Annotated in this window: 19 protein-coding genes and 1 riboswitch; of the genes, 16 read left to right on the forward strand and 3 right to left on the reverse strand. The window is 35.7% G+C overall.

The features are described from left to right. The first annotated feature begins 340 nt into the window (after positions 1–340). Positions 341–1,102, forward strand: coding sequence for an IclR family transcriptional regulator (locus tag D8M06_RS16225; RefSeq protein ID WP_121205636.1), 762 nt, complete (start codon positions 341–343; stop codon positions 1,100–1,102). 301 nt (positions 1,103–1,403) lie between these two features. Here the strand turns inward: D8M06_RS16225 and D8M06_RS16235 are convergent, their stop codons facing one another. Further along, positions 1,404–2,693 carry an NCS2 family permease gene (locus tag D8M06_RS16235; protein ID WP_121205638.1) on the reverse strand — a complete coding sequence of 430 codons (1,290 nt, stop codon included), beginning with the start codon at positions 2,691–2,693 and terminating at the stop codon, positions 1,404–1,406. A 105-nt stretch (positions 2,694–2,798) separates the two neighbouring features. Beyond that, positions 2,799–2,899: riboswitch (purine riboswitch) on the reverse strand. A 218-nt stretch (positions 2,900–3,117) separates the two neighbouring features. On the opposite strand from D8M06_RS16235, the gene D8M06_RS16240 reads away from it, so the two are divergent. From D8M06_RS16240 to D8M06_RS19900, 7 genes are all read left to right on the forward strand, one after another. After that, a complete protein-coding gene (locus D8M06_RS16240; protein ID WP_121205639.1) occupies positions 3,118–4,407 on the forward strand; it encodes a helix-turn-helix domain-containing protein in 1,290 nt (429 codons plus the stop codon). After that, on the forward strand, positions 4,407–4,547 hold the full coding sequence (locus D8M06_RS19895; RefSeq protein WP_158591807.1) for a hypothetical protein: 141 nt from the start codon (positions 4,407–4,409) through the stop codon (positions 4,545–4,547). The genes D8M06_RS16240 and D8M06_RS19895 overlap by 1 nt, the downstream gene beginning before the upstream one ends. An 803-nt stretch (positions 4,548–5,350) precedes the next feature. Then, entirely contained in the window at positions 5,351–5,497 is a 147-nt protein-coding gene (locus D8M06_RS16245) for an aureocin A53 family class IId bacteriocin (protein ID WP_121205640.1), read from the forward strand. 74 nt (positions 5,498–5,571) lie between these two features. Then, positions 5,572–5,718, forward strand: a complete 147-nt coding sequence (locus D8M06_RS16250; protein WP_121205641.1) for an aureocin A53 family class IId bacteriocin — start codon at positions 5,572–5,574, stop codon at positions 5,716–5,718. A gap of 71 nt (positions 5,719–5,789) precedes the next feature. Next, positions 5,790–5,936 (forward strand): aureocin A53 family class IId bacteriocin, encoded by a 147-nt coding sequence (locus tag D8M06_RS16255; protein ID WP_121205641.1) that lies wholly within the window; start codon positions 5,790–5,792, stop codon positions 5,934–5,936. Between the two features lie 71 nt (positions 5,937–6,007). Then, the gene (locus D8M06_RS16260) at positions 6,008–6,154 is read left to right on the forward strand and encodes an aureocin A53 family class IId bacteriocin (RefSeq protein ID WP_121205642.1); all 147 of its coding nucleotides are present in this window, start codon (positions 6,008–6,010) and stop codon (positions 6,152–6,154) included. A 30-nt stretch (positions 6,155–6,184) separates the two neighbouring features. Beyond that, complete coding sequence (locus D8M06_RS19900) at positions 6,185–6,349, forward strand: hypothetical protein (protein WP_158591808.1); 165 nt, start codon at positions 6,185–6,187, stop codon at positions 6,347–6,349. A 34-nt stretch (positions 6,350–6,383) separates the two neighbouring features. Here the strand turns inward: D8M06_RS19900 and D8M06_RS16265 are convergent, their stop codons facing one another. Both D8M06_RS16265 and D8M06_RS16270 read right to left on the reverse strand, forming a co-directional pair. Then, the gene (locus D8M06_RS16265; protein WP_121205643.1) at positions 6,384–6,668 is read right to left on the reverse strand and encodes a hypothetical protein; all 285 of its coding nucleotides are present in this window, start codon (positions 6,666–6,668) and stop codon (positions 6,384–6,386) included. Next, entirely contained in the window at positions 6,668–6,967 is a 300-nt protein-coding gene (locus tag D8M06_RS16270) for a DUF2089 family protein (RefSeq protein WP_121205644.1), read from the reverse strand. Before D8M06_RS16270 ends, D8M06_RS16265 begins: the two co-directional genes overlap by 1 nt. 178 nt (positions 6,968–7,145) lie before the next feature. On the opposite strand from D8M06_RS16270, the gene D8M06_RS16275 reads away from it, so the two are divergent. The 8 genes from D8M06_RS16275 to D8M06_RS16310 all read left to right on the forward strand — a co-directional run bounded on the left by D8M06_RS16275 (position 7,146) and on the right by D8M06_RS16310 (position 13,413). After that, entirely contained in the window at positions 7,146–7,571 is a 426-nt protein-coding gene (locus tag D8M06_RS16275; protein ID WP_158591809.1) for a DUF4064 domain-containing protein, read from the forward strand. A 33-nt stretch (positions 7,572–7,604) separates the two neighbouring features. After that, positions 7,605–8,294 carry an ABC transporter permease gene (locus D8M06_RS16280; protein WP_121205646.1) on the forward strand — a complete coding sequence of 230 codons (690 nt, stop codon included), beginning with the start codon at positions 7,605–7,607 and terminating at the stop codon, positions 8,292–8,294. Further along, positions 8,294–9,223 (forward strand): ABC transporter ATP-binding protein, encoded by a 930-nt coding sequence (locus tag D8M06_RS16285; RefSeq protein WP_121205647.1) that lies wholly within the window; start codon positions 8,294–8,296, stop codon positions 9,221–9,223. The genes D8M06_RS16280 and D8M06_RS16285 overlap by 1 nt, the downstream gene beginning before the upstream one ends. Positions 9,224–9,287: 64 nt before the next feature. Then, positions 9,288–9,809, forward strand: coding sequence for a PH domain-containing protein (locus tag D8M06_RS16290; protein ID WP_121205648.1), 522 nt, complete (start codon positions 9,288–9,290; stop codon positions 9,807–9,809). After that, positions 9,799–11,337, forward strand: coding sequence for a PH domain-containing protein (locus D8M06_RS16295; RefSeq protein WP_121205649.1), 1,539 nt, complete (start codon positions 9,799–9,801; stop codon positions 11,335–11,337). Before D8M06_RS16290 ends, D8M06_RS16295 begins: the two co-directional genes overlap by 11 nt. A 308-nt stretch (positions 11,338–11,645) precedes the next feature. Further along, positions 11,646–12,113: a hypothetical protein gene (locus D8M06_RS16300; RefSeq protein WP_121205650.1), complete on the forward strand. Its 468-nt coding sequence runs from the start codon at positions 11,646–11,648 to the stop codon at positions 12,111–12,113. Between the two features lie 48 nt (positions 12,114–12,161). Next, complete coding sequence (locus tag D8M06_RS16305; protein ID WP_121205651.1) at positions 12,162–12,950, forward strand: hypothetical protein; 789 nt, start codon at positions 12,162–12,164, stop codon at positions 12,948–12,950. Position 12,951: 1 nt separating this feature from the next. Beyond that, complete coding sequence (locus tag D8M06_RS16310; protein WP_121205652.1) at positions 12,952–13,413, forward strand: hypothetical protein; 462 nt, start codon at positions 12,952–12,954, stop codon at positions 13,411–13,413. Positions 13,414–13,541 lie beyond the last annotated feature (128 nt).

Consider the following 13,541-nt stretch of genomic DNA (forward strand, 5'->3'; position numbering starts at 1 on the left):
GATGAGGAGATTTATTGTCTCCTGTATGTATGTTACTTATATTTTGTTCGACATTATAAAACTAATGTTGATTTTTATCATACTTTATTTACATTTTTATTAATTTGTTTTATAATATAAAACACAGTTCTGTTATTTCGTAACATAAATGAATCATAACACATTTTTTCTGATGTGAAAAGCCTTTCACATGTGAACATTATTCGACATAGTCAAATTAGTTTGAACCAAAGCAACAGAGGATTGCTTTTCAACAGGGGTTATACTAAGATTAATTTGTAAGAGGTTATTTATTATAGTGTTCGGTTTTATAATATCAAACAGTTAGGAAGAGTTGATTATGCCTATTATTCAGTCGGTAGAACGCGCCCTTAAGATTTTAGATTTATTTGATGACCATACGAAAGAGCTTAAAATCACAACAATTAGCGAAAGGATGGGATTGCATAAAAGCACCGTTCATTCTCTTTTAAAAACACTTCAGGAATATCGCTACATCGAACAAAACCCAGAAAATGGGCAGTACAGACTTGGAATCAAGCTGGTAGAACGAGGAAACTTAGTCATTAGTTCCATGGATTTACGAAAACTTGCCAGAAAACACCTGACCATTTTAGCGGAAAAAACCGGGCAAACATGCCACCTTGGGGTATTAGATGGAAAAGCCGGAGTGTACATTGATAAGGAAGTAGGGGAAAAAGCAGTCATCCGTTATTCACGAGTCGGCCGTAGAATCCCCCTACATGCAACAGCTATCGGGAAAATTCTACTAGCCTACCAAAAACCAGAAAAACTCTGGGATTTACTGGACGCCTACGAATATGTGCAAATAACAGAAAAAACCATTCGTAATGAAGAAGAGTGTATGACAGAACTGGAAAAAGTCCGGGACCAAGGATATGCGGTGGACAACCAAGAAAACGAACCAGGCGTTCGCTGCATCGCAGTTCCCATCATAAACAAAGATCAAGAAGTACTTGGCGCCCTAAGCATCTCCACCCTAATCGCCAACGTCAGCGACCAAAAACTAGATTACTATATCGACCTATTAAAACAAACAGGCAAAACCCTATCAGAAGAAACACAGTACTTAGGCGTATAGAGAAAGGGGACACGAACTTGTCCGCCTGGGGGGGGACACGGGGACAGGTTCCTCGTCCCACCCTGCCTTCATATTTTTCTATAAAGAATCGCGAATTCAACAACATGAAAAAGCAGCACCTGTATAAGTATGCAGTTGCTGCTTTTTTCTTTGAAGGTGCCTGGCACTCCCCGAATATTGTCGAATATAGATTGTTCTTATGTTAGAGTCATATTCTCATCTTGATCAAACGTTTGTTTGAAAGAACTCTTACAATGTATTCCTAATCTGGTGGGACGAGGAACCTGTCCCTCTGTCCCCATCAAACAATAAAATACAATACAAACAACAAGCTCAACACATACATAATCGGGTGAACTTCTTTCCAGCGTTTTTGTGCGAGGAAGGATAATGGATATAGGATAAAACCAAATGCAATCCCGTTTGCGACACTGGATGTTAAGGGCATCATAATAATTGTTAGAAAGGCTGGGATGACGATCTCTAGACGATTCCAGTTGATGTTTTTAATGTCCATTGCCATTAATCCACCTACGATAATTAATGCAGCGGCCGTTACTTCTGTCGTTATGACCGATAGAATCGGTGAAAAGAATAAGGCAATGGCAAAGCAAATGGCAATCACAACTGAGGTGAATCCAGTCCTTCCCCCAACTGCAATCCCGGAAGAAGACTCCACACTTGTTGCCGGTGTGGTTGTTCCTAGTACCGCACCAATCGCACCAGCAGAAGAATCGGCAAGAAGGGCACGTCCAATTTTAGGAATCTCATTATTTTTCATGATTCCCGCTTGACTGGTCAGCGCAATTAATGCTCCCGCTGTATCAAAAAAGGCCACAAATAGAAACGTAAAGACAACTGCTAACATTTCCGGAGTAAACACCTCATGTAAATGAGGGAACACCGCACCAAATGTCGGCGCGAGACTTGGAATGGTTCCAATAATGGATGATGGAATCTGCGTTAAGCCGACCACCATGCCAATGATGGTGGTAATGACCATCCCATAGAAAATCGCCCCATTTATTCCACGAACCAGCATCAAAATAGTTACGACAAGGCCCACTACCGCTAAAGCAACTTTCGGTGAAGTCAAATCTCCCATTGTTACAAAAGTATCCGGATTGGAAACAATAATCCCTGCATTTTTAAAGCCAATAAAAGCAATAAAGAAGCCAATTCCCGCAGCAATCGCATGCTTCAGATCTTCGGGAATGGCATTGATAATTTTTTCCCTGATCTTCATTAAACTTAAAATCATAAAAATAATTCCTGCGATAAAAACGCCCGTTAAAGCAACTTCCCATTCAATTCCCATCCCCATACAAACAGAAAAGGTAAAGAAGGAGTTCAGCCCCATACTTGGCGCAATAGCAATCGGATAATTCGCTAACAAACCAATCAGCAGTGAGCCAAGAATTGCCGTGAGCGCCGTAGCCGTAAACACTGCTCCCCTATCCATCCCGGCCTGACTGAGTATAAGTGGATTAACAACTAAAATATAAGCAACCGAAAGAAACGTCGTGATTCCCGCTAACGTCTCTTGTCGAAAAGAAGTGTTTCGTTCGGTAAATTGAAAAAAGTTTTTCATGGTGTGGTTGTCCCCTCTTTGTTTAAATTCTATGCATAAAAAAACTTTGGCCAACTATCTGCATGCCAAAGTAAGGTAATCATAGTATAGTAGATTGGAACATCCCTATTCTATTTCATCCCTTGTAGACAAGCTATTTATGGTAGCTGGTAGAAACGTCCAATCCGTATTATTGGACTTATACAAGAAAAATCTATTCAGTTTAACTAAAGATAATAGAAAAATAGTAACACATCTGCACGAGGGGAATCAAGAAGAGATTGTCGAGTTTTGTTGAAAATTGTTGTTTGTATTGGAACAAACCACCAAGTTGGGAAACTAATTGTAAAACTCCCCTAAATTTCGACAACTTTATGTAAAATTTCCCAATAAGTTATGATATTGTACTAATAGACAATATGTTATATTTTGGAGGAGAGTTAGTATGCATGCTGAACTAGGTAATCTGATTAAATTAGAAAGAATTAAGCAAAACATGAAGCAGATTACTTTGGCTAAGGGTATTTGCTCTACATCTTATCTTAGTAAAATAGAAAACGGCACCGCAAAAGCCAGTGAGGAAGTGATACATCTACTTTTAAATAAACTTAATATTGAATTACCCACGCAAACGAAGTTAGATAAGGAAACAGAAGAAGAATTTGTAGATAAGATAATGAACATCTATAAGGAAGTAACCACTAATAGGGATAACAACTATATTAAGGAAAGCCTCGATTATCTCATTAATTTAAATGCATCATCGTTTAGCAAATCAACGTTCTATTCATTAAATCTAGTTATTTTACGACTGCAACTAGTTTTAAAGGATTCTGAGTTGATCCAGTCTTACATAGAGTATTTAGAAACCGAAAGCGCTAATTTCACCAAGTTACAACTATACCTATTTCACAAAATCAAAGGAATTTATCACTATCAGAATCAAGATATTAAGAACTCCATAGAATCCTTTTTACATGCGCTGAATATAAGAAAAGACATAGTTATACCTGATTGGGACGAGGCAGACTTAAATTACATGCTAGGCCTTTCTTATATGGTTGATGTGAACATTGTGAAGGCCATTGAAGTGACCAAAAAATCACTAGAATACTTTAAAGACTCATTTCTTATTAATCGATCCATCGATTGTTATCTCGTTTTAGGAATTGCTTATAAGAATGGGCATTTATTTCAAGAAGCCTTAGAAACATTCGAATTAGCGTTAGAAATTGTGGAGAAGTTTCATCTTTGCAATTACAAAGGGAAGATCCTTCAAAATATTGGATCATTATATTCAACCCAGGATTCAAACAAAGCCATTTCCTATTATAAGCAAAGCTTTGAATTAAAGAAGGATCCCAGTGAAAAAATGATTTCCATTCTTTCTATTATTATGGAATACCATAAATTAAATGAGTATGATTTGGCTCGAGAATGGGTTGATAAAGGCATCGAAATGATAAACAACGATGATATTAGAGAGGACTTAAAACAGCATCTTTTCATCTATCAACCATTAATCTTAAACAACCATATCAATGAGGATACCCTATCACATGCAATAGACTTCTTTGAAAGTATTAAAGACCACAAAAACTGTTATAAATATAGCATCATGCTTGCTGATTCCTTTTTTAATAATGGAAAGTATAAATCAGCATCGATTCACTATCAAAAAGCAAATTCCTATATGTTAAAAACATTAAATGTAAAAACAAAGGAGGAAATCTAATGTTAAAAAAAATTATCATTACATTAATTGCAGTACTAACCATTGTAAGTTTATATTCATTAGGAAATGTAGGTATGGAAACCGCTATGGATGAACTACCTGATATCCTAAGCATAGATTTAGATCTGCATATATTCTAAAAGTATATGGCTTGATAAACTTCTTTAAACTACTACCTGGGAATGGATATTACATTCTTGTCTAGAAGACTACTTGATCCTAAAACTAGACTGGAAGTAATAACCTTCCCATCCTCTTTTTTAAGCATTCCGCTTCAACTATTCTCACTATACAATACGTCATAACAACGTTCTTATGGGGGTTATTCCCAATTTTCATAAACTGTATTGAAATCCTTCTCCTTTCTATTTTAAGAATCTTTTTTAAAAATTTTTACTTTTACCATGACGATAACTTACATTTACTATAGATTGTTGAATACTTAAATTCAGAATACAGCTATATATCCGCTACAGAAATACACTACGCTTTCCACGGGCGCTGCTGAGCCTACTTCGGAGCGTTACTAGTAGACGCAGGTGCAGTTATGCTTTTTCCGCGAGTTTTATAGAGGGAGGCTGAAGCCGTGCCCGCGAACCGCAAGTATTCTGCCGGAGCGAAGGACTGCAGAAAACATTCATAAGTGAAAGGCGAGAGCTAACTGTTCTTAATTAAATAAATCAACAATTTCTATCAAGCAACAAACTCTACGGAAAAAACCATTTCTAAAGATAAAATAAATTCCACTTTATTAAATGAACAAAGAAATGAAATCTCAACCCCAGAATCTATATAGTTTCCCCCTATCTCCTCCAAGGAAACAGGAAAATCATTTAGTCAAAATTCCACAAAAAATACCGATTGGTTTCCCAACCTAAACTTCTATAATCTTCCATTTACATATGCTAGCATTAATAGTGTAAGGAGGAGGTGAAAAAAAACAATGCTAGCATTTTTAAGATTAGTAGGGCAATTAGGATCCAAAGCTGCAAAATGGGCTTGGGATAATAAAGGAAGAGTCCTTGAATGGCTTCGAGATGGAATGTCATTTAGTTGGATCGTTGACAAGATTGAGGACATTGTAAACTAACCTTTATCGGAATTTTAAGGGAATGATTAAGAAGAAAAGTTGGAATCTTACAAATTTAAAGGAGGAATTTTCATATGGTAACTTTTTTAAGATTAGTAGCACAATTAGGTTCTAAAGCTGCAAAGTGGGCTTGGGATAACAAAGGTAGAGTGCTTGATTGGATTCGCAACGGTATGGCATTTGATTGGATTATTGACAAAATCAACAGCATTGTTAACTAATTCTTGGTTTTACTTCTCAAGGATAGAGTCGTGACCTCTATCACTACCATTAATAAAGGAGGAATTTTCATATGGTAACTTTTTTAAGATTAGTAGCACAATTAGGTTCTAAAGCTGCAAAGTGGGCTTGGGATAACAAAGGTAGAGTGCTTGATTGGATTCGTAACGGTATGGCATTTGATTGGATTATTGATAAAATCAACAGCATTGTTAACTAATTCTCGGTTTTACTTCTCAAGGATAGAGTCGTGACCTCTATCACTACCATTAATAAGGGAGGAATTTTCAAATGGCTACATTTCTAAGATTAGTAGCACAGTTAGGATCTAAAGCTGCAAAGTGGGCTTGGAATAACAAAGGTAGAGTGCTTGATTGGATTCGCAACGGTATGGCAATTGAATGGATTATTGATAAAATCAACAGCATTATTAACTAATTCTTTTTTTAACTTTAAAGGGATAGAGTCGTGACCTCTATCCCTTTCATTAAGGTACAAAGCAATCATCCGGAATGGGATAACAAAGGAAAAATGATTGACTCATCCAATGGACAAGTTGGATTATTAACAAAATCAACAGCATTGTTAAGTGATTCCTTAGTTCATTACTTTCCCTATTATTATATGTCCTAAACCTAGATTGATGACTGCTTATACATACCTACTATTATTCTATATCAAGTTTTTTCATTTTGTCTAGCTCTTTACTTCTATTCTTTTTTAATGATTTACGCCCGCGACTCCATTGTTCTATAAGAAAGATCATCCCTACAACTAGAAGTATGAGAAAGGCAATGATACTTTCTATACGATTGGTGATGAACATCCATGTCATTCCAGTAAGAAAGAGAACGGGAACAATAGCCCCCCAGTACACACTATGACGAGTGGAGAGAAAATACTGTACAGCACATGCAATAATCACGAGAAAGAAAATCATGAATTCACCCATTACTTATCGATCCTTTCGGTTTTATATTTTTCAATGATACTTTTGGCATCGTCTAGGCTGATACGATCCTCGATTGCTAATTGTTTTACATAACTAATTAATGGTTCTTTTTCTAAGCTTTCACTTAGTTCCATCTTTTGAATGATTCGATCTAACCTGGTTCTTACTGTAGGATAAGAAACTTCATAGCTTTTTGCGATTTTCTTTAATGAACCTGAATTTAAAACAAATTTCCGAATAAACTCTGCATCTTCTAAATCTAAAGATAAGATCCAAGCAGGTACATCTTTTTTATCCATTTCCTAACCTCCTTACATTTTTTATCTTACCACACACTTTAACAAAAGTGAACATATCTTTTATAAAAAACTAAATAAAATTAAAATATTTATTAAAAAAGTTAAAAATAACATGGAAATATTGTTTAATATATGTTAAGTTATGAAATAATCAAACAAATAAATGGAGGTAGTTCAAATGAAAAGAACTGGAGAAATGTTATTTTCTATTATCGGAGTGGTGATGTTTATTTTTCTACTGATGGGAAGTATCCTACTATTTGGAAGCGTTCAGAGTAACGCAGAAACAAAAGATTTGGTACAACAATTTATTCAGGATGAGCAGATAACCGCTGTATCCGTTGATCAAGTGGTTGCCTTTTTAGAGAATGGTACATTGTATTTTGTTATTGTCTCGCTGATCAGCATTATCCTAGGTGTTGTTTCCATCATCCTATTAAAAAGAAATCAAACACCTGAAACGGCAGGAAAACTTTTAATAATCACTGGCATATTCAGTACTTTACTGACATTGTTTTTGGGAATTTTTGGAGGAGTAGCTTTCCTGATTGCAGGAATCATGATTATCGCGCGTGGTAAGAAAATGGCTGCTGCTCATTCTTAACAAACTATAATCTATCATAAGAAGGTGATTGAAGTGTTTACTATCTGTTTGAAAGAATTTACATCCTTATTTAAAAGCATTCGATCCATTATCATCATTGCTGTTCTTTTTGGTGTAACAACAGGAGCCGCAAAGCTGATTAGCCAGTTTGAAGCACAACTAATGGAATTTGGGTTAGGAGATAATGCATATGTTGGCGGATTAATGGTCATTCTTTTTCTAGCGTCCCCACTCTTTGTTACAAGCCTGTCCCATAGTGTGATTAATAAAGAAGTGTATGCAAGAACGATTCGATTCCTAGCTACGAAAACATCTAGAGAAAATATAATTATCGGGAAATTTTTAGGTAATTTATTATTCTGGGTAGCGTGCTTATTTATTTCGCTGTTACTGGTTATACCGTTTTCTCATTACTTTTATTACATCGATTTTATTCAATCGGTCATCTTTGTCTCTTATTTCATTGGGTTAACGATTTTACTTTCCACGATTATCAGCAATCCAGCCATTACGATGTTCTTAGGGATTACGATATCCATCGTTTTACCGGTCATTGGTTTATGGAGCATTGGAACAGAAAATATCTTTATAAAGGGAATTAGCTATATCACACCCTATTTTTACTACACCCAAGAAGAGACCTTTTTCACTTATTTCGTAGCACTATTCACCTGCCTATTCATTGCGCTAAGTTTATTAATCTTTAGAAAGAGGGATTTATAATGCAGGCCATTACCACTCATAATCTAACCAAAAAATATGGAAAGAAGACCGTTGTGAACCATATTAATTTAAGTGTAAAAAAAGGTATTATCTTTGGATTTCTAGGTAGGAATGGAGCTGGTAAATCGACTTTTATCAATATGATGACCGGCCTCGCCAAACCGACAAGTGGTTCATTCGAAATACTAGGGCATCAAGAGAGTGCCAGGAAGGATATTCAGCGGAAAATGGGGGTCTTACCTGACTATTCCTCCTTTTATGAGAACGATACTGCTTTAGATCACTTAACGTACTTTAGTAAAATCTTGCAATTATCATTATCGAAAGAAGAGTTACGACAGACCTTAATTAAAGTTGGATTAGAAGATGCAGCAAATGTAAAAATCAAAAATTTCTCGTTTGGAATGAAGAAGAAGTTAGGAATTGCCCAAGCCATCATGAACCAACCAGAAATTTTATTTCTAGATGAACCAACATCTGGCGTTGATGCAAATTCCGTTCTAACAATCCATGCCCTAATTAAAGAGATAGCATCCACTGGCACAACTATTTTCTTAACATCCCATAATCTTGACGAAGTGGAAAAATTATGTGATGAAGTGGCGATTATGAATAAGGGAGTTATCCAAACAAAAGGAAATATGGATCAGTTAAGAGCCCAATATCAACAAAATATAGCAATCTATATAAAGCATAGTATTCTTTCAGAGAATCAACAAATAGACTTAAAGAAGGAGTTAAGCTTTTTAGCAGAAAGCTCGAATATCACCTCGACCTATTCAGAACTTTTTGTTAAGGATGAAAAAGTGATTCCTGAGATTAATCGAATACTTGTTAACAACCTAATCGATGTTTATCGAATAGAAGTAGATCAACCATCACTAGAAGAGATTTTTCTTCATTTAGGAGAAGATAGGGAAAGTGCTTGAAGCTTTCCTTTATTCTTCTCTTAAAATCTATAAAAAATACGGTTAGATAAGGAGGACGGTATAAGTGTATCAAATAAAAGAACCGACGCAGAGAATTTCACCAAAGACCATAAAGGTTTGGAGAATTACCGATACATTAAGTATCATAGGATTTCTATGTTTGTTAGGATTTCTTCTATTTTTACACAATTATTATAGTTGGTCACCTTGGATCGAATACGTAATCTATGGGTTTCTCGCTCTCACGGCTGTATCAGCAATTATGGAACTGCTTATTATCCCTGTCTATAAACAGAAAACCTGGAGGTACGAAATCGATCATCATTGCATCCAATTAAAGCATGGTGGTGCTATCAAGAAAACCCATATGGTTATACCAATGGACAAAGTGTATTATGTGGACACCTATCAAGGACCCCTCTTACAAAAATACCAATTATCCACTATCAAAATTGGTACAGTAGGCTATGTTCATGAAATCCCTGGTATACCAGTGGAAGAAGCTACCGAAATACGCAATTACATCGCATACTTAGCAGGAATTTCCAAAATGGATTTAGAAAAGGAAGAGAAAAATGGAAAATAACGTTTTACATGAAAATAGGGAACCTATAAGAAAGTTACATCCGCTATGGATGTTCGCGGAATTTCTCAAATCAATAAAAGGCTTGTTTTTCTTTTTTATTTTTCTATCTGTTGTTTTAGGTTTTTCTTCTCATTCTATCTTTTCAATATATGGTTTCATAGGCATTTGTCTATTTCTTTGTTATCAAATTGTATCCATTCTTTTGGAGTGGAAGCATTTTGGATATTCGATTCAAGATGATGAGCTATTTATTAAAAAAGGAAGATTCCTTACCATTAAACGGTACTTTCCAATAAATCGCATTCAAAGTTTGAATCAGAGTACACCTTTTTTCCATCGATTATTTGGCTTAACCTCCTTATTAATCGATGCCGGTTCTAGTGACAAGGACAGCTCTATTAAATTAGAAATGATTAGCATACAAGATGCCAATGATATTAAAAAGCAACTTTCCAAGCTTGGAAATGGAACTATCGATATAACGGAAGAGGATCATACAAATGAAGAAACAGCACTTGAAGACACCAAACAGAAACTAAAAAAGCATTATGAAATAAGCGTAAAAGAAATCCTTGTCGCTTCTCTTACTTCACTACGATTACTGTTCTTTCTCACATTGGTTTATTCGGTTTACTCAGAAATAAGCCATTTCTTTTCGATTGATCAATACGTAGATCAGTTCATCGATATTTTCTTATCATCTTGGTTCCTAACCATTACTGGCATTGTTCTTTTATTGGTTCTATCGATGCTATATGGAGTATTAAAGACATATATCCAATATGGCGGATTTACCGTTGCATCTGATTCAAACCATATTTATATTGCCAAAGGAAAAATAAATACAACCTACTCTTCCATAGCAAAAGACCGAATCCAAGCACTAACGATGAACAGTAGTTTTGTCCATAAATTACTACATATCGTTCAGGTAAAAATGATTAGTGCTACCGATACAGAAGATGAAGTCATTCAAGCATCCAATGTACTATTTCCATTTATACATAAGTATCGTGCAAGAAATCTAATCGCCGAAGTTACGCAGGAATTTCATATTAAAAATAATATGATGAGAATTCCAAGGTCTTCTATCCTTGTCAAACTACTAAGAACAATGATCTTATGGTTACTAATTCCAGTTTTCCTTTATTATTTTTATCCTGGATTCTGGTATATTGCCACCATCATCTTCGCTCTGACCATTTTGTCACAAATAGTAAGTGGATTATATAGCAGTTATTCCATAAATGGCTCCTTTATGCAAATCGAAAAAGGTGCCCTCTCAACAAAGTTTTTTATCACAAATAGAGATAAAATAGAACGACTCATCGTAACCGAAACAGCCATTCAACGAAAACTAGGTTTAGCCTCCATGAAAATCATCTCACGAGCCAAACCAACCAAAACCACAACCATACACGACATACCAAAAGAAGCAGCAAATCGTTACTATGAATGGTATTTGGAAGGGACACGGGGACAGGTTCCTCGTCCCCCTTCCTGTCTTGCATTTATTGATAAAAATTAGTAATTTCAGTAAGTAAAGCAGCACCTGCACACGAATGTAGGTGCTGCTTTTTTCTCATTTTTAGCCTTCTCCCTCGTGCAGGTGCCTGGCACTCCCCGATTTTTGTCGAATATAGATCGTCCTATTATCACTCTGGTGCAAACGTTTGTTTGATCCTTCGTACAATACAATTTCCATTCTGGGACGAGGAACCTGTCCCTCTGTCCCATTAAATCAATAATATGAATTGTTTGTAAGAAATACGAACCTGAATACTAAATAAATACTGGTAAAGACTAATCTCAAAAGAGAAGGAGATTATTTCTGTTATGTTCGGACTTATTATTGCGATTATTCTTTTTAATATTGTTGCTTTTAGCCTGGTAAAACGACTAACTAAAAGTCAAATGGTACATATGTGGTTATTTACGGCCTTCTTTCATCTTATTGTGGATCTTTATTTAGGTTTTAAATATGAAGGTTATTGGTATTTTAATCAAGGAATGGAGTGGTTGGATTTGCCAGCCATACTTTTATTATCTCCACCTGCAATCCTGTTGTTTTTAGATAGATATCCATTTCACGAACTTCTTTTAAAGCGTTTTTTTTATATTGTAGGATGGTCCCTAATAATAGTGGTTTATGAAGCCATTTCTTTGCTTCCAGAACCTTGGGGATTTTTTCATTATGGATGGTGGAAGTTAGTATATTCAGCCATCCTATACCCACTACTATTCAGCATTGCATTGTTTTATTATAAATGGATTGGTCGTATTGAGGAAAAAGAGAAAGAATAAATTCTTCTAGAAACTAACTATAATTTTTTTCCCAAGGAGTAGCAGTAAATGAACAATTATAGCAATGATAATACAGTAAGGCGTTATAAAGCCCATGTAAGTGTAGTTGGAACAACCCAACTACATTTACGTAACCCTTATATAATCGCATGGTGGTCTGCTGCATTCCCGGGATTTGGTCACCTTCTTTTGTCTAAATATCTTAGGGGATATACCCTTTTTTTGTGGGAGATTCTCGTGAATAATATGTCTCATTTGAATCATGCCATTATGTATTCTTTTACCGGAAATATTAAAATGGCGATTGAGATCATTGAACCGAGATGGCTTCTTTTATATCTTCCCGTCTATATTTTTGGTATTTGGGACAGTTACAGGACCTCCGTGGATATGAACAAAGTCTATATATTAGCAGAACGGGAAGATGCAACTTTTAATTCCTATGTCCTTGGGGGAGTGGAAATTAATTATCTAGACAAAAGAAGTCCGATAATGGCAATATTATGGTCCTTTCTTACACCAGGGTTGGGGCAATTATATATCCACCGAGTCATCACGGCAATTTTTGTAATGGCATTTACAATTATTTTTGTGTACTTCTCCAATTTTCTAATCGCTATTCACCTCCTTTTCCTAGGAGAGATTGGACAAGCGACAGAAACACTTAATCCGCAGTGGTTTTTGTTTCTTCCTTCCCACATCGGCTTTGCTGTGTATGATGCATACGTGAATACCGTGGAAAACAATAAACTATACGAAAGTGAACAACGAAATTTTCTAAAGAAGAACTATCAGCAATTTCGTCTAAAAATAACTGCATCACAAGAGGTGAAATAAGTTGCAAATCTTCTCTACTTTTGAGCACTCATCCTATCTCGAGTTAGCGATTACCTCTATAGAGAAAGCAGGAATACAAAAAGAAAATATTCTTGCTGTACCGCTTATGAACCGAGTTCAAGAAAGGAAATTATTTGATACACTTCATCGCGCTGACGGTATTAGTTTATTTGATAAAGGAGCGGCCATTGGAACAGCATTTTCTGTTATTGGAACGAGTATTGGTTTTGTACTAGAATGGGGGCCGATTTTTTGGGGATTAATAGGTGGTGCAACTGGATTTATCATTGGATTTATAATAGATTTCATCTTTTATAAAATCATACATAAAAGAAAAAGGATATTAGAAGGAAAACATTCCGAAGTAATCTTAGTGATCAACTGCCCTAATGAACTGACAGAAAAAGTAGAACAGCTGTTATGGGACCATCTTGCATTAGGAGTAGCAAAAATAGATGGATAAGGGACATGGGGACAGGTTCCTCGTCCCCCTTCCTGTTTTGCTTTTTTTGACAAAAATTAGTAATTTCACTAAGTAAAGCAGCACCTGCACACGGATGCAGATGCTGCTTTTTTCTCATTTTTAACCTT

The sequence above is a fragment of the Oceanobacillus halophilus genome, from assembly GCF_003628505.1.
GTDB lineage: Bacteria > Bacillota > Bacilli > Bacillales > Amphibacillaceae > Oceanobacillus > Oceanobacillus halophilus.